Origin of the sequence: Haloarchaeobius caseinilyticus (genome assembly GCF_051207395.1) — an archaeon.
Lineage (GTDB): Archaea > Halobacteriota > Halobacteria > Halobacteriales > Natrialbaceae > Haloarchaeobius.
In genome coordinates this window covers 952,280-974,059 of record NZ_JBPJZC010000003.1, presented here as the reverse complement: position 1 = coordinate 974,059, position 21,780 = coordinate 952,280, and the positions used below count along the sequence as shown (strand labels likewise).

25 protein-coding genes, 2 tRNA genes and 1 rRNA gene are annotated in these 21,780 nt (G+C 63.0%); 13 read left to right on the top strand and 15 right to left on the bottom strand.

The features are described from left to right. The first annotated feature begins 166 nt into the window (after window positions 1-166). Window positions 167-288 (top strand): 5S ribosomal RNA (gene rrf / locus ACSC1P_RS17645). 137 nt (window positions 289-425) lie between these two features. Further along, window positions 426-501 (top strand) — tRNA-Cys (locus ACSC1P_RS17640). 90 nt (window positions 502-591) lie between these two features. Here ACSC1P_RS17640 and ACSC1P_RS17635 read toward each other — a convergent pair. Further along, window positions 592-1,638 carry an enolase-like domain-containing protein gene (locus ACSC1P_RS17635; RefSeq protein ID WP_435361502.1) on the bottom strand — a complete coding sequence of 349 codons (1,047 nt, stop codon included), beginning with the start codon at window positions 1,636-1,638 and terminating at the stop codon, window positions 592-594. 153 nt (window positions 1,639-1,791) lie between these two features. Between ACSC1P_RS17635 and ACSC1P_RS17630 the strand changes: the two genes are divergently transcribed. Continuing rightward, window positions 1,792-2,652 (top strand): DUF8231 family protein, encoded by an 861-nt coding sequence (locus ACSC1P_RS17630; protein WP_435361501.1) that lies wholly within the window; start codon window positions 1,792-1,794, stop codon window positions 2,650-2,652. 77 nt (window positions 2,653-2,729) lie between these two features. Here the strand turns inward: ACSC1P_RS17630 and ACSC1P_RS17625 are convergent, their stop codons facing one another. Together ACSC1P_RS17625 and ACSC1P_RS17620 are read right to left on the bottom strand one after the other, a co-directional pair. Next, window positions 2,730-3,155, bottom strand: coding sequence for a group I intron-associated PD-(D/E)XK endonuclease (locus ACSC1P_RS17625; protein ID WP_435361500.1), 426 nt, complete (start codon window positions 3,153-3,155; stop codon window positions 2,730-2,732). A 214-nt stretch (window positions 3,156-3,369) separates the two neighbouring features. Beyond that, window positions 3,370-3,479: transfer RNA gene (locus ACSC1P_RS17620), tRNA-Lys, on the bottom strand. Window positions 3,480-3,573: 94 nt separating this feature from the next. Between ACSC1P_RS17620 and ACSC1P_RS17615 the strand changes: the two genes are divergently transcribed. Then, the gene (locus tag ACSC1P_RS17615; RefSeq protein ID WP_435361499.1) at window positions 3,574-4,833 is read left to right on the top strand and encodes a M20/M25/M40 family metallo-hydrolase; all 1,260 of its coding nucleotides are present in this window, start codon (window positions 3,574-3,576) and stop codon (window positions 4,831-4,833) included. A 90-nt stretch (window positions 4,834-4,923) separates the two neighbouring features. Here ACSC1P_RS17615 and ACSC1P_RS17610 read toward each other — a convergent pair whose 3' ends face one another. Together ACSC1P_RS17610 and ACSC1P_RS17605 are read right to left on the bottom strand one after the other, a co-directional pair. Then, window positions 4,924-5,580, bottom strand: a complete 657-nt coding sequence (locus ACSC1P_RS17610) for a DUF7119 family protein (protein ID WP_435361498.1) — start codon at window positions 5,578-5,580, stop codon at window positions 4,924-4,926. 51 nt (window positions 5,581-5,631) lie between these two features. Then, window positions 5,632-5,811: a DUF8595 family protein gene (locus tag ACSC1P_RS17605; protein ID WP_435361497.1), complete on the bottom strand. Its 180-nt coding sequence runs from the start codon at window positions 5,809-5,811 to the stop codon at window positions 5,632-5,634. A 297-nt stretch (window positions 5,812-6,108) separates the two neighbouring features. Here ACSC1P_RS17605 and ACSC1P_RS17600 point away from each other — a divergent pair, with 297 nt between their 5' ends. Next, window positions 6,109-6,423, top strand: a complete 315-nt coding sequence (locus ACSC1P_RS17600; RefSeq protein ID WP_435361496.1) for a DUF8134 family protein — start codon at window positions 6,109-6,111, stop codon at window positions 6,421-6,423. A 75-nt stretch (window positions 6,424-6,498) separates the two neighbouring features. After that, a complete protein-coding gene (locus ACSC1P_RS17595) occupies window positions 6,499-8,280 on the top strand; it encodes a nitrite/sulfite reductase (RefSeq protein WP_435361495.1) in 1,782 nt (593 codons plus the stop codon). An 81-nt stretch (window positions 8,281-8,361) separates the two neighbouring features. Here ACSC1P_RS17595 and ACSC1P_RS17590 read toward each other — a convergent pair whose 3' ends face one another. Beyond that, the gene (locus tag ACSC1P_RS17590; protein WP_435361494.1) at window positions 8,362-9,513 is read right to left on the bottom strand and encodes a hypothetical protein; all 1,152 of its coding nucleotides are present in this window, start codon (window positions 9,511-9,513) and stop codon (window positions 8,362-8,364) included. 139 nt (window positions 9,514-9,652) lie between these two features. Between ACSC1P_RS17590 and ACSC1P_RS17585 the strand changes: the two genes are divergently transcribed. Continuing rightward, complete coding sequence (locus tag ACSC1P_RS17585; RefSeq protein WP_435361493.1) at window positions 9,653-9,928, top strand: DUF6360 family protein; 276 nt, start codon at window positions 9,653-9,655, stop codon at window positions 9,926-9,928. 314 nt (window positions 9,929-10,242) lie between these two features. On the opposite strand, the gene ACSC1P_RS17580 is transcribed toward ACSC1P_RS17585, so the two are convergent. From ACSC1P_RS17580 to ACSC1P_RS17565, 4 genes are all read right to left on the bottom strand, one after another. Next, window positions 10,243-10,689 (bottom strand): VOC family protein, encoded by a 447-nt coding sequence (locus tag ACSC1P_RS17580; RefSeq protein WP_435361492.1) that lies wholly within the window; start codon window positions 10,687-10,689, stop codon window positions 10,243-10,245. Window positions 10,690-10,763: 74 nt separating this feature from the next. Beyond that, window positions 10,764-11,081 carry a DUF8106 domain-containing protein gene (locus tag ACSC1P_RS17575; RefSeq protein WP_435361491.1) on the bottom strand — a complete coding sequence of 106 codons (318 nt, stop codon included), beginning with the start codon at window positions 11,079-11,081 and terminating at the stop codon, window positions 10,764-10,766. Between the two features lie 90 nt (window positions 11,082-11,171). Next, a complete protein-coding gene (locus tag ACSC1P_RS17570; protein ID WP_435361525.1) occupies window positions 11,172-12,017 on the bottom strand; it encodes a ZIP family metal transporter in 846 nt (281 codons plus the stop codon). A 434-nt stretch (window positions 12,018-12,451) separates the two neighbouring features. Further along, window positions 12,452-13,309, bottom strand: coding sequence for an aldo/keto reductase (locus ACSC1P_RS17565; RefSeq protein ID WP_435361490.1), 858 nt, complete (start codon window positions 13,307-13,309; stop codon window positions 12,452-12,454). A 466-nt stretch (window positions 13,310-13,775) separates the two neighbouring features. Between ACSC1P_RS17565 and ACSC1P_RS17560 the strand changes: the two genes are divergently transcribed. After that, entirely contained in the window at window positions 13,776-13,952 is a 177-nt protein-coding gene (locus ACSC1P_RS17560; RefSeq protein ID WP_435361489.1) for a hypothetical protein, read from the top strand. Window positions 13,953-14,294: 342 nt separating this feature from the next. Here ACSC1P_RS17560 and ACSC1P_RS17555 read toward each other — a convergent pair whose 3' ends face one another. Further along, window positions 14,295-14,480 (bottom strand): hypothetical protein, encoded by a 186-nt coding sequence (locus ACSC1P_RS17555; protein WP_435361488.1) that lies wholly within the window; start codon window positions 14,478-14,480, stop codon window positions 14,295-14,297. 47 nt (window positions 14,481-14,527) lie between these two features. Between ACSC1P_RS17555 and ACSC1P_RS17550 the strand changes: the two genes are divergently transcribed. Next, complete coding sequence (locus tag ACSC1P_RS17550) at window positions 14,528-14,704, top strand: hypothetical protein (protein ID WP_435361487.1); 177 nt, start codon at window positions 14,528-14,530, stop codon at window positions 14,702-14,704. 146 nt (window positions 14,705-14,850) lie between these two features. Here ACSC1P_RS17550 and ACSC1P_RS17545 read toward each other — a convergent pair whose 3' ends face one another. Then, window positions 14,851-15,081 (bottom strand): hypothetical protein, encoded by a 231-nt coding sequence (locus tag ACSC1P_RS17545; RefSeq protein WP_435361486.1) that lies wholly within the window; start codon window positions 15,079-15,081, stop codon window positions 14,851-14,853. After that, window positions 15,082-15,324: a hypothetical protein gene (locus ACSC1P_RS17540; RefSeq protein WP_435361485.1), complete on the bottom strand. Its 243-nt coding sequence runs from the start codon at window positions 15,322-15,324 to the stop codon at window positions 15,082-15,084. It abuts the gene before it with no gap. 395 nt (window positions 15,325-15,719) lie between these two features. On the opposite strand from ACSC1P_RS17540, the gene ACSC1P_RS17535 reads away from it, so the two are divergent. After that, the gene (locus tag ACSC1P_RS17535; RefSeq protein ID WP_435361484.1) at window positions 15,720-15,923 is read left to right on the top strand and encodes a hypothetical protein; all 204 of its coding nucleotides are present in this window, start codon (window positions 15,720-15,722) and stop codon (window positions 15,921-15,923) included. Window positions 15,924-15,990: 67 nt separating this feature from the next. On the opposite strand, the gene ACSC1P_RS17530 is transcribed toward ACSC1P_RS17535, so the two are convergent. After that, window positions 15,991-17,178 carry an outer membrane protein assembly factor BamB family protein gene (locus tag ACSC1P_RS17530; RefSeq protein WP_435361483.1) on the bottom strand — a complete coding sequence of 396 codons (1,188 nt, stop codon included), beginning with the start codon at window positions 17,176-17,178 and terminating at the stop codon, window positions 15,991-15,993. Window positions 17,179-17,328: 150 nt separating this feature from the next. Here ACSC1P_RS17530 and ACSC1P_RS17525 point away from each other — a divergent pair, with 150 nt between their 5' ends. Then, complete coding sequence (locus ACSC1P_RS17525; protein WP_435361482.1) at window positions 17,329-18,285, top strand: oxidoreductase; 957 nt, start codon at window positions 17,329-17,331, stop codon at window positions 18,283-18,285. Between the two features lie 61 nt (window positions 18,286-18,346). On the opposite strand, the gene ACSC1P_RS17520 is transcribed toward ACSC1P_RS17525, so the two are convergent. Continuing rightward, window positions 18,347-19,840, bottom strand: coding sequence for an HTTM domain-containing protein (locus tag ACSC1P_RS17520; protein WP_435361481.1), 1,494 nt, complete (start codon window positions 19,838-19,840; stop codon window positions 18,347-18,349). A 151-nt stretch (window positions 19,841-19,991) separates the two neighbouring features. On the opposite strand from ACSC1P_RS17520, the gene ACSC1P_RS17515 reads away from it, so the two are divergent. Both ACSC1P_RS17515 and ACSC1P_RS17510 read left to right on the top strand, forming a co-directional pair. Continuing rightward, window positions 19,992-20,864 (top strand): ATP-grasp domain-containing protein, encoded by an 873-nt coding sequence (locus tag ACSC1P_RS17515; protein WP_435361480.1) that lies wholly within the window; start codon window positions 19,992-19,994, stop codon window positions 20,862-20,864. A gap of 92 nt (window positions 20,865-20,956) precedes the next feature. Beyond that, complete coding sequence (locus ACSC1P_RS17510) at window positions 20,957-21,730, top strand: SDR family NAD(P)-dependent oxidoreductase (protein WP_435361479.1); 774 nt, start codon at window positions 20,957-20,959, stop codon at window positions 21,728-21,730. The last annotated feature ends 50 nt before the right edge of the window (window positions 21,731-21,780 follow it).

Genomic DNA, 21,780 nt, shown 5'->3' with positions numbered 1-21,780 from the left:
CCCGCGAGCACTAACAGATCAAGCCACACATTCATACCGCATGATGGGACGTGTATTCTGATACACGGCCTGTCGACAGGTTCAGGCGTTAACTGGATTGCGTTTACACATTGGTTGTTCGACCGATCATGGTTGATAATTCTCGGTTCGATTCCGGGAATCGGCGTTAGGCGGCCAGAGCGGTGAGGTTACACCCGTACCCATCCCGAACACGGTAGTTAAGCTCACCTGCGTTCGGGCGAGTACTGGAGTGCGCGAGCCTCTGGGAAAATTCGTTCGCCGCCCCATTCATACTTCATTCAGCCGCACAGAGCGAGTGCTTTGTGTGGCTGTTCGTATTTGCGTCGACGAGTGACAACCACTTGAGAGAGTGTCGTGTCGAATATCGCTACGTTTAAACGCACGAAAGGTATAGAGTAAATCGCGCCAAGGTGGCAGAGTCCGGCCGAACGCAGCGGCCTGCAGAGCCGCCCATCGCCGGTTCAAATCCGGCCCTTGGCTTACATTTTCGTTTCGTAGCATTTCGTCGAGGAGAGGCATCGCCAAACTCCTCAGTTGGGTAATCTGTCTATTTTGGACACTGTTCGGCAGTCAGTGCCAGTCGAGTCCGGTGAGCGTCGCCTGTTGTTCGAGTGGACTGCGTGAGAGATTGTCGTCGAGTTCTGGGTCGTTGTATCCACTAGGGGCGACGTCGTTTGGTGCATCGGGGTAGAAGAGCGACGCGAACGCCTGGATGTGTTCTCGTCCGACGTCGAGTTCGAACTGGCCACCGCCGTACATCGTGATGTCGTGGTCAATGCAGTAATCGATGGTGTCGAGGACGGATTGGAGGGTGCCAAAGCGGGAGGGTTTGATGTTGAGCCAGCGGGGCTCGAAGGGGAGGTTCTCGACGCTTTCGACGCCGGTAATCGGGTAGTCCCAGCTTACGCGGTCTTCGTGACCATCGAATAGTGGTCTGGTTTCGTCGTCGAGTGCGGGGTCTTCGATGACGCTGTCGGGAAAGCCTGCGACGATGCGGCGGTACAGGTCGGGGTCGGCTGCCTGATCGACGCTGGTGCCTTCGTACAGGCCCTTCAGGTCGAGGACGCGGACCGCGTCGGTCGCGGCGAGTCGCTCGATGAGAGCGTCGTCCCACTCCGGGACGGGGTCGAGTTTGAACTCGGCGTCGGGCCAGACGTTCTGGATTGCGTCGATACGGTCGAACGACGGTGGGTCGCCGAGGCGGGTACTGACGACGAACCGGACAGGGTCGTAGCGACGGCCAAGGGTGTCGGCGAAGTTCGTCTCGGTCTGGCGGAGCGCGAGGTCGAGCGCGGCGCTCTCGACGGCCCACCGTCGGTAGTGGTGCGCTGTCTCGCGCGCCGGTGACGTTGGAAAGAGTGACACGTCGTCCAAGTGGTCAGAGAACTCGTCGAGTGTGTACGTGCCTGTGAGGTCGAAGCCGTCCGTCGCGTGGAGCGCGTCGTGGTCTTCAGTGTCGTAGGTCACGTCCTCGCCGCGGCCGACGACACCGTCGCCGCGGAGCGAGACGACGGTCGTGACGCGGGTGAAGTCGCTCGACGTCTCGCGTTCGTGGCGTTCGAGTCGACAGTCGTCGACGGTGAGTTCGAGGTCTGCCACGGCGTCGTAGAGAGCCATAGTAGGTGGTTGGTGCGAAGAGGGTATGATTGCTCCGCCGAGTGTGACTGTCGGCATCGACGACTAGCTGTTTCGCCGCCGTGCCGGCCAGTGTCGTACAGAGTCGCTTCCAAGTTAGTAACCGTTATACTGGGGGCGTACTTCGCCTCGTTTATGCAACGACGAGCAGCGGCGGCGTATGTCGCTATCTTCCTCGTGCTCGCTGCCGGGGCCTACGCGGTCATGGAGACCGCGGCAGCACCCGAAGTCGGTATCGAGAACCCGGACCACACGTTGAAAGCGAACGATACGTTCACCGTCGACGGTCGGCAGTACACCGTCACTGAGGTCTCCGCGAGCGAGTCCTCGGGCGGTGGCGGTCACGGCGGTGGTGGTGGCGGTGTCACCTACGCTGCGAAGCTCCTGTGGACTAATGACTCAGCGCAGTACACCGAGTCGTGGAGCAACAACTCCACCGTGACCTACGAGAACACGACCTACCGCGCGTTCATCGCTAACGAGTCCTCGGTCTCTGAGGTCACGCTCCGCTGGGAGCCGGGTGACCAGTACAGTCCGAAGTGGGTCGACGGCAAGCAGTACATCGACGCGGACCCGAACGCGAGCGACCGGCAGGCGGTCGCCGTCGAGGAGTTCATCGCGTCGTCGAACAACTCCTCTATCCAGACCCGAACGCTCTCGCTCTCTGACCCGATGCAGTTCAAGGGGAACCAGAGCTCGGTGCAGGCCGGCAACGAGTCCGTCACGTGGACCTGGAACGCGCCGAAGGACAACGAAGTCGAACTGGCACAGCACGTCAACACCACCCTCAACGGGCAGCCGTACGCCGTCCACTTCGTGGACGACAAGACCGTCGCCCTCGCACAGGGCGAATCGGGTCAGCAGGATCTCCACGAACATATCGAAGCAGAGAATCACTTCAACGCCCGCATGAACGGTCTCTGGGGCATCATCTACGTCAGCGGAATCGCACTCGTCCTCCTCGTCGGCATGGCGTTCCTGCCGCGCAAGGAGTAAGCCGCTCGTCTCGTTTTTCGTCTGTGTATCCGATGTTTTAACCACTGCTCGACGCCGATCCAGATTCGGTGTTCGGTCTATTCTTGAATCGAGTTTAGCCAGTTGCAGACTGTATAGTCTGCTGCCCAGTTGATGTTTGGAGATCGTTTCTTTGCGTCTTCTATCCGGAGTCCCATCGTTGTCTTTGGTGCTTCAGATATCGGAACGACGTACACTTCTTCTGTATCTGGAGAGTATACCGCGAAGAAATCGACCTGTCCAGTATAGCCTTCCTTTGCTATTTTGCGAGTGAGTGTCCCAGAACTTCGCGTTTCGAACTGAACACGCCCGTTTTCCAACCGCCCTGTTTTCACTTGGATTCGGTAGAACCGTGCCTGCTCCTCGACGACTAAGTCATACCTTTCGTTGTCTCCGAACGGAGTAAGGACTGTCAAGCCTCGTTTGGTAAATTCGAATAGCACCGCTGCTTCGCTACGTTGGCCTTGCTCCTTCGGATGGACCATCTAATTTCCATTACTATATTATCATAAATAAATTCGGGCTCTCCACTCCGAATACGACAAGTACGCCCCCTGAATTTACTCGTGGTGAGAATACAGGCCGGGAGGGACTTGAACCGAACCCAGACGTGCTCGCTCACGTTCGTTCGCTGCGCGCGACTGGCTGGGTTCAAGTCCTCCATGGCGTTTTCACTACTCACTATCGTTCGTAGGAAAACGGGCCGGGAGGGACTTGAACCCCCGACCGTCTGGTATCTTCCGAAACCACCCGAATGAGGAGTGATTCCGTTAAAAGCCAGACGCTCTGCCGAACTGAGCTACCGGCCCTTGCATTCGGTAGTTGATAGTGGGACGGTTAAATGACTATCGTTCCGTGCGAGATGTCGAGAAGCCTTTACCCGGTGACGGCGTGGCCGCTCGTATGAGCGAGTTCGCCGAGACGTGGGCCGACGACCTGCGAGGGTTCGTCGAGCAGTTGTTGCGGTTCGACACGACCGACGGGAACGAGGCGGCGGCGCAGATGTGGTTGCGTGACCAGTTCGAGGCGTTCGACTTCGAGACGTACCAGTGGGAGGCTGACGCCGAGGAGTTGGCCGCACACCCGTCGTTTCCGGACGACCCGGCCGACATCGAGGTCGCGGCGCGGCCGAGCGTCGCGGGCGTGGTCGAAGTCGGAGAGGTGGAGGCGGGACCGACGTTAGTGCTGAACGGCCACGTCGACGTGGTCCCGGTGACGGAGAGCGCGTGGGACTCGGACCCGTTCGAGCCGATGTGGGACGGCGAGCAGGTGACCGCACGCGGGGCCGCGGACATGAAGTCTGGTCTTGCGGCGTGTATCTTCGCGGCGCGTCACCTCGCTGATTCGGGGGAGTTCGACGGGCGCATCGTGGTCGAGTCGGTCGCGGGTGAGGAAGAGGGCGGTATCGGTGCGGCGGCGGCCGCACTGTCGAACCCGTATCCCTTCGACCGGGACGCGGCCATCATCGCGGAGCCGACGGAGTTGGACGTGGTCACGGCGGTCGAGGGAAGCGTGATGCTGGAACTCGGCATCGAGGGCCGGTCGGCGCACGCGGCGACACGCTGGCGCGGCGAGTCGGTCCTGCCGCATTTCGAGGCGATTCGTCACGCGTTCGAGGAACTAGAGGCAGAGCGCGAGGAGCACGTCTCGCACCACCTGTACGAGGAGTATCCGGTGAAGTGGCCGGTCTGTTTCGGCACGGTTCGGGCGGGCAACTGGGCGTCGGCAGTCCCGGACGAACTCGTCTCCCAGATTCGCATCGGCGTCGCGCCGGGCGAGACGGTCGCCGACGTGGAAGCTGAGTTCCGCGAGCGACTGGCAAGCGTCGTCGAGGAGCGCGAGTGGCTCACCGAGCATCCACCGTCCTTGGAACGATTCTCCATCCAGTTCGAAGCCGCCGAGGTCGCCCTCGACGAACCGGTCGTCGGCGCGGTGCAGGACGCCACAGGTGCGGCCGGACTCGGCACCAAGCCGCGTGGGGCGACCTACGGCGCGGACAGTCGCCACTACGAAGCAGCAGGGATTCCGACCGTACTCTTCGGGCCGGGAACTATCGAGGAGGCGCACTACCCGAACGAGACGGTCGACTTCGGTGATGTCGTGACTGCGAGTTCGGTCATCGCCGACGCGGCGGCGCGCTTCTGTCGCGAGGAGTCGGCGTAGTCACCATCGCAGGCAGAGACGCACCGATACTCGGAGGCTCGTCGCGGGCGGTCGTTTTACAAACAGTCGTAGCCAGAGACGCAGCAGTACTCAGAGATACTCGTCGATAGCGTCGGCGACGACGTCGTCGACCGAGCGGCTGTCGATGGCGGCGAACTGCCGGAGGTCGCGGTAAACGTCCGGCGGGAGGGTGACGGTGAGTTCGCCGAGTGAGATGTCGTAGGCGGCGAGGGCCTCGGCGGCTGGGCGGCCGTCGTTCACTTCGCTGGCGATGGCGCGAATCTCCCGGACGGTGAGGTCGCCGTCGAGCGTCGCCCACGCGAGGTGGAACCGGCTGTCGCCGTCGACGCGCGCGATGTGTTTCGCGGCAGTCGGGGCGATGTGGCCCATGGCGACGTGGCGGCGAATCGACTGCGGGAGGTCGTGGACGCGCGCCCACTTGCGGATGAAGGAGACGGTCGCCGGTTCGCCCGCGCGCTCGGCCGCGGTCTTGTACGAGCCGACACCGCGGACGAGTGCGGCGCAGGCGGCGGCACCGCGCAGCATGTACACGTTGTCCGTGCCCCCGACGGTGTTCTCGGCGAAGCGACGGACGGTATCGGCGGCCTCGGCGACGCTCTCGGGGTCGTCCGGGTCGAACTCGACTGCGTCGCGCGCGTGCTCGCCGGTGACCGAGGGGTCCCCGCGGATGACCGGCTCACCGACGGGAGACTCCCGACCGGCTGTGGGCGACGGGTCGTCTGTCATGTGCCAGCCTTACACGGCATCAAGCAAAAGCCCCTCGCTGGTGTGCGTAGGTCACTCCTCGTCGCGTTGGTCGGAGAGGTGTTCCCAGATTTCGGTACAGCCAGCGCCGACGTCGACGTCCTGGAGGTGTTCGTCGTGGCGCTTCTTCCGGCGCGAGTCACGGTCCGCGTCGGTTTTCTTGTCGTCCTGTTCGTCTGCGTCCTCGTGGGCGTCGTAGTCCTGCCGTGTCATCTGTCGTCCTCCGGTTCGTAGAGTTCGGGTGCGACGTCCGCCGACACGTGCTGCCGGTCAGCGGTAGCATCGTCTGTCATCACTCCACCCCTATGTCACCATCCGGCTTAACCCGCGCTGCCCCCACAATCGTCTCCGGCGCTCACGGGTACCGGGGGCAGTTGCCGCTATCTCTGACGCAGCTTCGTGACCCAAACACCCCGCAGTCGTGCGATTCTGTGGCCAGCCTCCGTCACCGACAGCGCGAACCATTGCGGGGGCCGATGGAAGGAGGCCCGTCGAGTGCATAGATGAAGTATGGCCACGCAACTGCGGGTGCTCGACGACGGTGCGTGGATAAGCGTGAACAACCGTCGACAAGTCCCGAACAGTGACATCTGGCCCCTCGCAGTCACCGACTTTTGCGACTGTGAGACGGCCCACGTCGTCCTCGAAGCGTTCACCGAAGTCGGCGTCCACCGCGACCGTGTCGAGGTCTGTGCGGTCGGGCAGTGCATCGACTGTGGCACCGACGGCTTCCTCGACTGGCTGCCGGTCGGGGTGGTCCGAAACGGTGAATTCTGTGCATTCGACCCCACCACTGTGCGTGCGACGCTCGAACCCGGCAAATAGTTCCGCCACCGGGGAGTACCGGGGCTACCTGACGCGGGGCGCGGCGGTATAGGAGTGGCTGTTGTAGGACCGTCCATGCCGACCGACGTGGAGGAGTGGAAGTCCGAGCTCTACGGCACGGACATCCGCGAACACATGGAGCGATTCGCCGAGGAGGGCTGGGACGCGATCCCAGAAGACGAGCGCGACGCCTGGTTCGAGCGCTTCAAGTGGTACGGCCTGTACCACCAGCGCGCCGGCCAGGAGTCGTATTTCATGATGCGCATCGGGCCACCAGCAGGTGTGCTCGAACCGGGGCAACTTCGCACAATCGGCGAAGTCGCCAAGAAATATTCGGAGGGTCCCGCCGCGAACCCAGAGTTCGGGAACGGCTGGGCCGACGTGACCACCCGACAGGCCATCCAACTGCACTGGATCAACATCGAGGACGTGCCCGACATCTTCGACGAACTCGAATCTGCGGGCCTCACCACGCTACAGGCCTGCGGTGACTCGTGGCGCAACATCGTCGGCTGTCCCGTCGCCGGAAAGGACAAGCACGAACACGTCGACGCGCTGCCGACCATCCACGAACTCAACGACCGCTTCAAGGCCAACGAGGACCACTCGAACCTCCCCCGGAAGTGGAAAGTGTCGGTCACGGGCTGCCGCGAAGGCTGCGGCCAGGGCGACATCAACGACCTCGCGCTCGAACCCGCGACGAAAGAAATCGACGGCGAGGAAGTCAAGGGCTACAACATCCGGGTCGGGGGCGGCCTCTCGCGGAACGAACCCCGTCTCGCCCGTGACATCGACGTGTTCGCGACGCCGGAGCGCGTCGCAGACGTCGCTGGCGGCATCTCCCTGCTCTTTCGTGAGTACGGCGACCGCGACAACCGCTACAACGCCCGCATCAAGTTCCTCGTCGACGAGTGGGGAACCGAGAAGCTCCGCGACACCTTGCAGGAGGAGTTCGTCGACTTCGAGATGCACACCGCTGGCGAGGACCTCCGCTCGGAGTACAGCTACAACGCCGGCTACGAGAAGGGCGGCAAGCACGACCACGTCGGCATCCACGAGCAACCGGACGGGACCTACTACGTCGGCCTGAACTGCCTCGTCGGCCGCGTCGGTGCGGACGACGTCATCGCGATGGCGGACGCCGCAGACGAGTACGCTTCGGGCGAGGCGCGACTCACCCAGCGCCAGAACATCGTCCTGACCGACGTGCCCGAAGAGAACCTCGACGACTTGCTCGCCGAGGACGTGTTCGAACACTACTCGCCGGACCCGCACCCGTTCATGCGTGGCTCCATCGCCTGCACCGGCACCGAGTTCTGTTCGCTCTCCATCGTCGAGACGAAGAACCGCCAGGTGCGTTACGCCCGCTGGCTGAAGGAGAACGTCGACCTCCCCGAGGGCGTCTCTGACTTCCACATCCATCTGTCGGGCTGTACGGCCTCCTGCGCCCAGCCGCAAATCGCGGACATCTCGCTTCGTGGCATGAAGACGCGCAAGGACGGCGAACCGGTCGAAGCGCTCGACATCGGCCTCGGCGGCGGTCTCGGCGAGGACCCACACTTCGCCTCGTGGGTCACCGAGCGCGTCCCGGCCGACGAGGTTCCCGGCGCGATTCGGAACCTGCTGGCGAACTTCGAAGACCAAAGAGAAAGTGACGAGACGTTCCGCGAGTTCGTCGCGGCCCGCGAAGACGACGAACTGGCCGAACTGGTCGAACCCGAGGAGACCAGCTACGACGACCCGTTCATGCACAACACGAAGCGGACGTGGTACCCCTACGCCGAGGACGACGATATGGCGGACAGTCCGGCACCCGCTGCCCCGGACGGCACGCCGTACTCGGAAGCCGACGACTGAGAGCGTTCGTCGGTCGCGTTCGTTCAGGTACTCGTTGACCGTTTCACACGCACGAACCCAGCAGTCGGCTGCTACCGGGCGCTACTCCACGGCGACTCCGTCGAGGTACGTGGTGGTCTCTCGTGCTGCTGCGAGCCGGAGTGGGCCGTCGAACGGCGTCGGCGTCACCGACGGCCTCCCTCCTCGCGCGACCCGAATGTCCCTCGATTGTTCCCAGTCGTCGGCCTTGTAGAGGTAGGCGTCGACACCGAGGTCGAGCGGTTCGTCCAACCCGACGGCACTGCCGATCTCTTGCCCATCCGCGAAGACGATTATCCGGCTGTTCGCTTCGAACCGGCTGCCCGACTCGATGCGAAGTTTCACGAATCGCTCGTCGTCGGTCAAGGAAGTGGAGACCACCGGCAGGTTCTGCTCGGCCGTCGCCAGCCAGTCCGGTTCGGTCACGGACACCGAGCCGAACGAGTCGATACCGAACTCGCTCATGTACTGGATGGTCTCACCGTCACGGTCCACGATGGTGGTCGCCGCATCGACCGACCTGATGACGGAGTTCTCGTCGACCTGTATCGTGGCGTCTATCGACTCGATGGTCCCGCGGTGGTACCCCGGAATTGCCGATTCGTCCGCCACAGTGTCGGTTTCGAGTTCCCAGACCGCCGGGTACTCCTCGTTCACGAGCGTCGGTGCACGCCAGTCGCCCGCAGTGAGCATCGGTTCGAGTTCCTGTTCCCACGTGACCTCGTCGACGTTGAAGCCGTCGTCGTCGTTCCCGTACGTGTAGTGAGCACCCATGTCTTCACGCCAGAGGCCGTCGTTCCCCGACCGATAGATGTCGACCGAGTTCCCGCTGTCGCCGCGGGTGAACGAGCCGGAGGACGTTCCGGCGTCCACGTCGAACTCCTTTTGCCACTTGATGAACGACCGATTCGCGTTTATCTTCGTCCAGTTCACCCGAAAGCTCGACCGCTGGAGTGCCTGGCGATGGAACGCGTAGAGGAAGCTCTCGGGGCCGTCTTCCGACAGTCCGTCAGGTAGTTCCAACTCGCCGACTCGGCCCGTCGTCGTCTCTGGTTCGGCCGTTGTCTGAGTCGCCGTCGCCGTCTCCGCGACCGTCTCGGTCGGCGACTCGCTCCCAGCCTCACCCGCCGTCTCCGTCCCCGCACTCGAAGTCAGCCGCAAACAGCCGCTGATAGCGACCGCTGACAGTGCTCCGAGCACCCCTCGTCGGTTCATACGCGTGTCTGTGAGTAGCTGCCATTAAACGTTCTGGCTACCGTGAATGTTCGTTCCTCGTCAGCCTCCGCCACTCGCGTCGGCCTCCATCGTCCGCGCCGACGAGTGACGTAAGTGCCTTCGCTGCTTGCACCCGAACATGGCCGACCGATTGCTGAAGGTGAACGCCTACACGACGCTCGACCTCGTCGACGCCGAGGTCCGTGGACACGAGTTCTCTCAGGAGGGCTTCGCCGTCGCCAACGTCACGACCGACGACGATGGCCGGGTGCTGGTCCAGACGGAGATAGACAACATGACCGAGGAGGAACTGCCGGCGCACGTCGACGAACTGTCGCTGTCGCCGGACCAGGCGCGAACGCTCGCGGCGGCGCTGGAGAAGAGCGCGGAGAAAGCGGCTAGTGAAAGTGAGTGAGTGTCGTTCTACGGCGTGATTTTCTGGGAAGAGTCTCGTCGTTCTGGCGTTCGAGTGTGCAGTCGCTTTCTACTGATTCCGATTCGAGGAGCAGGCCACGAATCACGACGGTACATGACCGCACCGCGCCTTCCACCCTTCACCACACCCTCCCCATCCGATTGCGCTCCTCACTCCACTCCGTTCCGTTTCAGTGCTCATCCCTCGCACGTCCTCGCGGTCTGCGCCGCTGGCGCAGACACACTCGTCTTCGCGCGCCAAACTGGGTGTGGTGAGTTGTCGCTCCGGGAAGTCTGTCTGTCACCGTCCCCGACTCACACGTCTAGCGTGTCGAATGGCGTCTCCGGTGGCGGGTCGCCCGTGTTCAGTTCCCACTCGACGCCGAAGCGGTCGGTGACGAACGCGACCGAACCCCGGCGGTCGACATCACAGTCGAGCGACCGGGCGCGCTCGCAAGCGCCGTCGAGTTCGTCGGCGGTGATGGCCAGTGCGATGTGGTCGAGCGGGCCGCCGTCGGGGACGTTCGGTTCCTGTGCGAGTGCGAGGGCCAGGTCGTCGCGCCCCACGAAGCTCATCCCGGGTTCGACACCCGCATCGACTGCGGCGGACCAGTCCATCTCGTCGGGGAGCGCACCGAACTCACCGTCGAGGGTGCCCTCGCGAAACATGACCTCGGCGTCGAACAGGTCGCAGTAGAACGATTCCGCGGCGGCCACGTCCGGGACCGAGAGCGCGACGTGGTGGACGCCAGCAACTGTCATACGTCGACGAACGGACGCGAGAGAGAAAAAGACACACCCGGCGAGGGACTGGCTGGTTGGCTGGTTGGCTGGCGTCAGTCGGTCGGGTACCAGGCGACCGCGGTGCGGTGGACCGCCTGCTGGACCGTCCGGACGTAGTCGAACCAGTGTGTGGTGGCGACAGAGGCCGCGTGAACCGGTTCCGGTGCGTCCTCGGAGCGGTCGGGCTTCGGCGGGCGTCGAACCGTGATGGTCGTCTCGCAGTCGGGGCAGTCGTACGCGGTTCCTGTCTCACGTCGGTCGAGTACCCAGTCGCCGTCAGGCGGGGAATCGTGGTCGCAGGTGGGACAGAACAGTGTCGCCTTGCGACGACGGCCGTCCCGGGCGGGGGAATCAGTCACGGAAGGGGTCATGTTCGATGCTCAGTTCTCGAAGACCAAAAAGACCGCCTGAGCATGTGACGCGTAGGCAATAGAGACGTTCACACCGGTACCGAGACGGCCCTACCCGAGCAGCACGTCGAGTGAGAGCATCACCATCACACCGACCATCGTCCCGAGCGTGGCGACGCGCTCGTTCCCCCTGGCGTGTGTCTCCGGCAGAATCTCGTCGCTGATGACGAACAGCATTCCACCGGCGGCGAAGCCCATCGCGTAGGGCAGAATCGGCGTGGCGAGCGAGACGGCGAGCGCCCCGAACACGGCCAGTGGAATCTCGACGAGTCCGGCCCGGATACCCGCGAAGGCTGCGTAAAATCGCTTGCCAAGCCCAGCGTTGATGGCCGCGATGGAGACAGCGAGTCCTTCGGGGATGTTCTGGATGCCGATGGCGAGCATGAGCGAGACGGCGTTGCCCAGCGCGCTCTTCCCGTCGATGGTCGCGCCGGGGTCGATGGCGGCCGAGCCGAAGCCGACGCCGACCGCGAGTCCTTCGGGCATGTTGTGGAGCGTGATGGCGACAATGAACAGCAGGACGGAGGCGACCCGCGCCTCGTTCCCCCGCCCTTCGACGCGCCGATTGCCCGTGATGACCACGTGGACGTGCGGGACCCACGCGTCGGCGCGGTCGAGCAACGCCACGCCGAGGAAGAAGCCGACGACGACCGGCAGGATGTTCCCACCCGCGAACTCGATACCGGGAAGCAGGAGGCTCGTGTAACTCGCCGACAGCATCACGCCCGCGGCGAAACCCAGCGCCGCGTCGAGCGTCCGTTCTGATGGGTCCTCCCAGACGAACACGAGCAGTGCGCCGAGCATGTTCATCCCGGCGATGACCACGCCGCCGACCAACCCCCACACCAGGGCGCTGTGACCGAACCACGCGGTGAACTGGCTTTCGAGCGTCGCCAGGAACCCACCCGGTTGCATACGACGTGGCTACTCCCGCTGGCGGTTTGAAAGTATGCACAGTGACGTCGACTGGTCGTGTTTGGGGGTACAGTTGCAGTCAAACCCGACATTTTGGCGCGCGCGGATTCGCGTGCCGAAGGCCGCGAATCGAAGTCGCGCGAGGGATGACGAACGGAACGAGTGAAACGAGTGGAGTGAGGAGTCGGATGGGGAGGCTGTGGCGCGAGGAGTGGGGGAGTGCGGTCATGTACCGTCGTGATTTGTGACCTGCTTGTCGACGCCAGCAACTCTCGCGCCAACAGCGACGGCATTCGAGACCTGCTTCTGAACACGACGCCACTTTCGCCGACGCCGAACGAACAACTCACGGAAAAACAAAACACGCCTTCGACCACACTGCAAACGAGAAAAACCGCACTGCGAGAACCGACTGATTACTCCATCGCCGCGTCCAGCCGCGAGACCTCGTCGCCGGACAACTCGATAGCCGACGCCGCGACGTTCTGCTCCAGATGCTCGATACTCGACGTGCCCGGAATCGGCAGCGTCACGTCGGAGGTGTGCAGCAACCACGCCAGCGCGATCTGGTACTTGCTCGCGTCGTGGGTCTCGGCCACGGCGTCGATGTCCTCGCCGACTTCGTCCAGGTCGCCCGCGCCGAGCGGGTACCACGGGATGAAGCCGACGCCGTACTCCTCACAGGCGTCGAGTACGTCCTGCTCCTCGCGGTAGGCCACGTGGTAGCGGTTCTGGACCGTCGCCACGTCGACGAGTTCGCGGGCGGTGTCGAGCTGTTCGACCGAGACGTTGCTCACGCCGACGTGTTCGATGTACCCGTCGTCCTGCAACTCCCCGAGCGCCTGTAGCGACTCCTCGAAGTCGGTCTCGGGGTCGGGCCGGTGGTACTGGTACAGGTCGATGCAGTCGACGCCGAGGCGGTCGGTCGAGCAGAGGTGGGCGTTCCGGAGGTAGTCCGGGTCGCCATTGGGCAGCCAGTCGCCGTCGCGGTTGCGAAGCAGGCCGCCCTTCGTGCCGATGGTCAGGTCGTCGCGGGTCGTGTCCAGCGCCTCGTTGATGAGTCGCTCCGAGACGCCCGGGCCGTAGGAGTCGGCCGTGTCGATGAAGTCGACGCCGAGTTCGACCGCGCGCTGGAGGACCGCGTGGGCCGCCTCCTCGTCGTCGGGCCGCCCGATGATGTCCTCGCCCGTGATGCGCATCGCGCCGAAGCCGAGTCGGTGTATCTCTGTCGTGCCGCCGAGTTCGAAGGTGTCGCTCTGGTTCTCGATGGGCATGGGTGCTCGTGTCGTGGGTAGGCCGGGAGACGGAAAGGTGTCTGTGTGGGTGGCGTGTTCTGCCGGAGATGCGTGAGATGTGCAGGATTACTGGAAGCAGGATGGGGAGTGTCTGCGGAGAATTGCTGGTGAGAGGGAACTACTCGTCGTATGCAAAATAGCCGAAAAAGACGACGCAGGCCCACTCGGCAGTAATCTCTAGGGGATGGGTTGCAAGGGCGGCGTTGTTCGTGACGTATCCGACTGTGTGCACGAGTGCAACGAAAGCGATCAAACCCGACAGGAGTGTAAATGCGAACTTTCTCACGCTGGACGCAGGTTCAGCGGGTCAAGTTGTAAACCATTGACCAATTTCGCTCCGTTTCGCTGTTCATCCTACTGAGAACCGATGAACGACTGCGTTCAACGCCTCAACTACTTGATTAGCCTCCAGATTTAGGCACTCACCGTCCGAACTCGACGACGAATGCTGGACACTGAGCCGAGACTGTCGGTCACGGCCTGTCTCATTGTCTCGACTAGCTGTTACACACTACTCGAATGGGACAGCATGGTCGCTGGTGCACTGTTGTCTATCGTCGTGTTCGGGCTGTTGGTCGTGACGACGCTGTTCGATGTCGCGCTGCACTTCTCCCACGGTTGAGTGCCAGTTCTTTGGACACCGCTCTCGTGTCTATCGATGATGCCACCAGCCAGCGAAGGTGATTACGACTATCGACCACAGCAGGACGACCGTAACCGGGTTCTCAGACCAGACGAGAGTTTGCTCGGACAGATACGACTCCGTGACTAGCAGTGCGACGAAAGACACGATGGCTCCCTGTACGAACAGCATGGTCGAGTGCCACTCGCTCAGCGTCATCTCTCAACTACTCTCTCCATTGCCGTCGTGTCTATTGGGTGCAATCGTACCACGGACGACGAACCCGGCGGAAAAAACAGTACCCAAGCATGTACCTCTGAAAGACGTGGGTCGTTCTCTTCGTCAGTCACTCGTGTTCTCTCCCAACTGGGGGAAGACGAATAACAAGAGCAACCCGGTTATGAAGAATATCGCTACGAATACATCACCGGGATACTCTGCTGGCTCGACGAATTTCAACAGGGAGGCTGCTACTGCGCCTACCAGAAAGATGCCGCCACTGAGTGCGTCTTTTAGTTTGGTTGTCATATTTGGGGGAATAAATTGTTCATGAACTATACCTGAGATACACGAAGATGAGTACCAACAACCAAAAACCTACAATCTCTATCAATGATGCAGATACGTATTGGTCTTGTACAAGGGTACCAATCGTTAACGAAATAGCAATGAATGCAGAAACTGAGATGTTGAAAGCATTTATTGTTTTGTTCATGGCAGTGGTAGCAAATTACGGCCCTCTGGTCAGATGATTTCTGTCATTGGGAATCTCTCGTGGAATTATTATAAATCAATGACCAATACTGTGCTGATTCGTCGACCCGAACCTGTTCTCAACTACTGAGCCGACCGCTTCGGGCGTACTCGCTCCCCAACCAAGGTATTCCAGAGGCTCAATTCACGACTCGTCGTCCCACGGGACGTGTGTCTCGTCGTACTGAACCTCGGAGATGAACGGCTTCTCGGTGAAAAACGGCAGCGACCAAGCGACGGCGGCGAACACCCAAACGGCGATGAACGCCGGATGTTTGGCCAACTCCGGGTCGCTGGCGTAGTGGCCGTATGTGTAGGTGAGTACGAGCGTCGCCGAAAGCAGCGACATCGTCGCGTGTGTCTTTTTCCCGAGCATCTACTGGTCACGTCCCTCGGTTGGAGTTGTGTCGTCCGCACGCCCTCCGTCACCCAATAGCTTCTCGGCGGACACCGTCTGATACGCGAAGACGACGGCACTCACCCAGGAAATCGCGAGGAGGACGGGTGGTCTCGACAGTTCTGCGTCGCCGACGTACCAACCGATAGTTCCGACGACGGCGATGAAGGTGGCCATGACGGCGACGAAGCCGCTGCCGAGACGCCTGAGTGGGTAGTTCATCCTTATAGTCGATACCATTTATACGCGAAGGCGAGGACCAACACCCAGACGAGAGCGAGATAGAGAGGGTCGTCATATCCAGGGACGCTCGAATACCCTGAGAAATACGCATCAGTAGTGATTAATGCGATAATGAGCACTGCTATCACAGTAATAGCGGTTAGTATCCGGCTCAACTTTCTGTGTTCCATAGACTCTATTCTTGCCTCATCTCTCCCGATGCAACCTGCTTCGCAAAGGATATTGATAAATGGATGACCAATTTTCCCGATAGATTCACAACGCACTTGGGCCCCAACCTCAGCGGTGAAATTCTGTCAGAAAATACTCGCGGCGTACTCGATGACGCCGATTAGTCTCCAGGTTTAGCATCCACCACCCGAACTCGACGACGAATGCTGGACACGGAGCCGAGACTGTCGGTCACTATTTGTTTCGTGGCCCTGACGTGGGGCTACTGGATACTGGAACGAGACAGCATCGTTAGCGGGGAACTGTTTCCCGCCGTCCTGTTCGTGCTGTCGGTGGTCACCCTGCTGTTCAACGTCGCCTTACACTTCCCAGACAGTCGGGCGCTGGTGCGTCGGCTACTGGATTGAGACGGGTTCGGCCTCGATGTTCACTCTGCGAGAAACTGCACCGAAAGTGCCCTCTCCCGCCGAGCATTCACCGACTCTGTTCAATTGCGACCACTGACTGCACTGGCTGGCCACCGTCGCCTTCGACATGTCCAACGACGAACGCCGTCCCGTCGATCATCGACGGCGACTGGCGCGTCCCTTTTCCAAACCGCCACTCGATGTCGCCCGACGAACTATCGAGAGACACAGCACTCGACGAAATCGACCCGGCGATGATTCGGTCACCGTCGAGTACTGGCGAGGTGTAGATGTCGCCGTGGAGCGAGTCAGAGCGCCACTGTTCGTCACCGCTCTGGGGGTCGAGCGAGACGAGGTGGAGCCCTGTCGACCCGACGACGCGACCGTCGCCGACGGCGGGCGTCGTCGAGCACCCCACTGCTTCGTACGACCAGAGCGTTTCGCCATCGGCGGCCGAGACGGCACGAATCCCGTTCGCCACGTCACTGTAGAAGACGTGTTCGCCGTCGCTGCTGGGCGCGGCCCGGACCTTCTCCGCGTCGGTTCGCCACGCGACTTCGGCGGTGTCTCGCGTCACCGCGACGAGGCCGTCGCCGCTGGGGAAGACGACGTGGTCATCGAGGACGAGCGGCGAGACGTCCATCGTCGTCTCGTACCACATGTCGCCGAAGTTCCCTGGCTCGTCCAGCGCCCAGCGAACCGTCCCGTCGGAACGCGAGAGCGAGACGAGACTGGCATCCGTCCTGACGTAGATTCCCTCGTCGGCGACGGCCGGGGCGAAGACGGCGTTCGCGTCCAGCACCCACCGCCACCGTTCCTCGCCGGTTTCGAGGTCGATGGCACGCACGGAGGGGACCGAATCGGGCCGCCCACGGGCGTCGTCGACTGCGTACACCGTGCCGTCATGGACGGCCGGGATTCCGCTCGGAGTTCCGTCGAGCGGTGCACCCCACTGGACCGACCCGTCGACAGTCGAGTACGCGAGCAATCCCTGCGAGCCTGCGCCGACGACGACGGTCCCATCCGCGACGACCGGTGACGTGGCCGGACTCGACACGGCATCGCTCTGCCAGCGAACCGATGATGGGCCGGAAATCGCGGCTTCGGTCGCGGTCGGGGTGTTTTCGATGTCGCTGGTCGGCACGTCGAGCGGTTCTCTTCCTCCATCACCGTCCGACGACGAGACGAGCGATCCACAACCGCTCAGTGCGACTGACGAGGTGAGGAGGGCGAAGTCGCGACGGGAGACGCGCATGCGTGGTTGCTTCAGACGACCATATGAGTATTTTATGATTGGTCCGTCAGTTGCCAGTCCTGCTCGTCACGTAGCCACCACCGGAGCAGCGTGGAGCCACGACCACCCGCGAACCGACGTTTGACATACACACCCACCCTACACCTGTCCATGACGAAGTGGACGGCGAGCGACATCCCGAAGCAGGCGGGGAAGACGGTGGTCGTCACGGGGGCGAACAGCGGCCTCGGCTACGAGGCGACGAAGGCACTCGCGGCCCGAGACGCGACGGTCGTCATGGCCGTCAGAAACGTCGAGAAGGGCGAAGAGGCAGTCCGGAAAATCCGGCGCGAGAACCCCGACGCCGACCTCGACGTGCGCCAGTGCGACCTCGCGGACCTCGACTCGGTGCGAATCTTCGCCGAGGCGTTTCGCGAGGACTACGACGCGCTCCACGTCCTGTGCAACAACGCGGGCGTGATGGCCCTCCCGCGACAGGAGACCGCCGACGGCTTCGAGATGCAGTTCGGCGTGAACCACCTCGGACACTTCGCGCTGACCGGCCACCTGCTCGACACCCTGCGCGAGACGCCGGGCGAGGCCCGCGTCGTCACGCAGTCGAGCGGCCTGCACGAGCGCGGCGAGATGGACTTCGACGACTTACAGGGCGAAAAGCACTACGACGAGTGGGACGCCTACGCGCAGAGCAAACTGGCGAACGTCCTTTTTGCATACGAACTCGACCGCCGCCTCGACGACGCCGACATCGAGAACGTCCTGAGTGTGGCCTGTCACCCCGGCTACGCCGCGACGAACCTCCAGCGTCGCGGCCCGGAGCAGTCCGGGTCGACGCTGCGACTCATCGGGATGAAGGTCGCCAACGCCGTGATGGCGCAGTCGGCCGCGAAAGGCGCGCTCCCGATGCTGTACGCGGCGACGGCCTACGAGGTGGCTGGGGGCGAGTACTACGGACCGGGCGGCCTGATGGACATGCGCGGCTATCCCGAGAAACAGCACTCCAGTACGCGGTCGTACGACCAGGAGGCGGCCGCTCGACTGTGGGACGTTTCTACAGAACTGACCGGCGTCACCTACGGATTCGCGGCGACGCAGACAGGGACGCGCTGAGCTGGTAGCATCGCTGCGGCATCGATGGCTCGCCCTGACTTGCTGGCGACGAGGTGCGGTATCACACCGGCCGCGCACCGCTACCGGTACAGGTGTAGTTCCCGACCTGCTGGCGCTCAGTCGGCTCGGGGCCGTCTAATCGCGTCGGCTGGCGCACGACGGTGACGCGGACCGACCGCAGCCCATCGTCGTGGGTCGCGTTCCACTGTCGGCAGAGGTGGCCCGCGAATTGCTCTCGGCGGGTCGAATCGTCGCCGAAGTACTGGCTGGTAAGGTACTTGCGCCACCGGGCGTCCGGGTACGTCGCGGACACGTCGGGTGGGTTCCAGACGGGGTCGCCGCCACGAAAGGCGTCGACGCGCTCGCCGGATTCGAGCGTGCCCGGGAAGACGTGCCACGTGTCCGTGCTCAGTGGCTCCGGGGCGAACATGTTCCAGCGACTGTTCGACAGGTGGTCGGGCGTCTCAGCGGGCGCGGCGACGACGCCGAATGCCACCGCGTTCCAGACGAGCATACCCGCGAGGAGGAGGCTGACCACCACGGGGACCGCCCGGCGGCCCCACGCGGCCAGTCCAGCGACCCGTTCCGGGACGCTTCGTGGCAACCGGGGAAGTCGTTCGCTGACGCGGGCGAACACGGCGTGGTCCGAAGTCGGCAGTCGGTCCCAGACGGCCGGAGGCAGGAAGGGGACGAGTGCCGCCATCGAGACCAACGGGAACAGACCCAGCGTCATCGTCAGGAACATCCCGAAGTGCATCCCGGCGAAGGCGAGCGCGAGTATGGCCCGAATCCGACCAGTCGCCAGAACGAGCAGCGGTGAACAGACCAGCAGCGCGACCCAGACGTAGTTCATGATTGTGAGGACGGCGGGGAGCTCGGCGAGGAGTGGGCCGATACCGACGAGGAACTGGTCGAGGCTGAAGACCATCGGGACCGCCTCGCCTGCCAGCCAGCGCTCGCCGCGGGACTTCAACAGGGCGTTCGCGCCGTAGACGAGGAGGACCTGACAGAGCAGCGCGGCCGAGGCGACGCTCGCGACCCGTTCGCGGACCTGCCTGTCCGGGTCCGCCGTATCCCGGCGGACCGCGTCGACGCTCCAGCGCTCGCCCAGCGGGAGGAAGACGCTCCAGAAGACGAGTCGCCGGAGCACGAGGTCGCCACCGTTCAGGACGAACGGATTGCGATAGTGCAACGAGAGGAGGAGGACGAGCGAGACGACCGTCGCCAGCCTCGTCCGGTAGCCGAGCAGGAGCGCGAGTGCGAACACTGCGGCGACGAGGAACAGCAGTGCCTGTACCCACGGCTCGCCGGAGAGGGCGTGTAGCGAGAACCGGTGGTAGACGGGATACGTCTCGCTGAGCGTCGCCCGCGGTAACGCCCCATGGTCGGTGTAGAACGTCGTGAGGTACCGGGCACGGAGTGCGAGGTCGGTGAGCAACAACACGCCGAGACAGATTCGGAGCACTGCCAGCGCTCGGGTGTCGATGCCGAATCGTCGGGACAGCGCCGCACCGAGTCGTCGCCGCGTGTCGGTAGTCGTCGCGTCGTCGCCCATGAGAGACATTACGGCTGTATCTACGACCGAGTGACTGCCGGGCCAATATCCTTTGCGTTCGTCTATCGGTGTGTCGTCACGATTCGTCGAGGTGACAGCTGGGTGGCCGCTGTCGAGTCAGTTAACACGTTCCGCTGCATCGTTCGACCAGATGACCCGCGTGGCCTTTGCTACGAGCGCCGAGTACGCCAGCCTGACCGACGATGACCAGTGCTTCGCAGATGCGCTCCAGGCCAGAGACGTCTCCGTCGACCCGGCAGTCTGGTCCGACGACGGGGTCGATTGGCGTCGCTACGACGCAGTCGTGGTCCGCTCGTGCTGGGACTACCACGAGAACGTCGTCGAGTTCGGTCGCTGGGTCGACGCCCTCGACGCCGCCGACGTGGTACTGTTCAACTCGCCGGCCGCCCTGCACTGGAACCGGCACAAGTTCTACCTCCGTGACCTCGAAGCCCGCGGCATCGAGACCGTCCCCACCGAGTACGTCGCCCGGGCCGACAGTCGCCCACTCGAAGCCATCCTCGACGACCGTGACTGGGACGACGCCGTGGTCAAACCGGCGGTCAGCGCCGGCGCGGAAGACACATGGCGGACCGACCGTTCCCGGGCGGACTCACACCAGAAACGCTACGCGGAGTTGCGCGACCACGCCGATTTACTCGTCCAGCAGTATGCGCACGAAGTCGAAGACGGTGAGTGGTCGCTAATGTTCGCCGGTGGGGAGTACACGCACAGCGTCCTGAAACGGCCGGAAGGTGGTGACTTCCGTGTCCAAGAACACTTCGGCGGGACCTACGCCGCGGCCGAACCAGACGACGAACTCGTCGAGCAGGCCGCGAGTGTGGTCGAGGCGGCGACCGACGAACTGGGCGAAGAATCACTGTACGCCCGTGTCGACGGCGTCGACGCTGACGGGACGTTGGTCCTCATCGAACTGGAACTCATCGAGCCGTCGCTGTTCTACGACGCGGTCCCAGACTCGGCGAGCGAGATGGCTGACGCGCTCGTGGCCAGACTCGACTGAATTCCCGAGTTTATGGGCTGGAGTGGCGCGTTCGTCTCCTGCAGTCACCACGGACACAGAGATTTGTCCACACGTGCCGTACTGTCGACTTCATGCCCAGGACTGCAAAGGGTCGCGTCGTCGTCACCGGTGCGAACGAGGGAATCGGCCACCACCTGTTACGCGCGCTCCTCGAAGACGGATATCTGGTCGCCGGATTCGACGTCGACGGTGCGAACCTTCGACCACTGCAAGAGCGATACCCCGACCGGGCGCGCTTTTACGAGTGCGACGTGACCGTCGACGACGACGTGGAAACGGCGGTCGACGCGGTCATCGAGCGGTGGGGCGGCATCGACATCCTCGTGAACAACGCCGCGATATTCAGCTTCGGTCGCTTCGAGGACCAGACGCTCGAAGACACTCGCCGCGAGTTCGAGGTGAACTACTTCGGCTACGTCCGCCTGCTCCGGGCCGTCTTGCCCCACATGCGCGACCGGGGCAGTGGCATCGTCCACAACCTGAGTTCCGGTGTCGGCCTCGTCGGCACGCCAAACATGTCCGGCTACGCCTCGACGAAGGGGGCAGTCGAGGCACTGGTGCGCTCGCTGCGGTTCGAGTTGCACGGCGAGAACGTCTGGTGTACGGTGATGCACCCCCCATTGACGAACACGCGCTCGGGTGCCGAACTCGGCTACCCCGAATCGATGATGAGCGACCCCGCAGACGTGGGTCGCAAGCTAGCGAACAAAATCACGTCGACCGACCGTACCATCTACGCCGACTGGCAGACCCGACTCGGACTGGCACTCGTCCGGCGATTTCCCGTCATCGTCAGGAAGGGTACGGAGCGCTTCGAACCGCCGCAAGACCACGGCAGCGACTGAGCCACAACTGCCGTCTCGTCTCACTTTGAGCGCGGCAGCCAGAGTCGGGA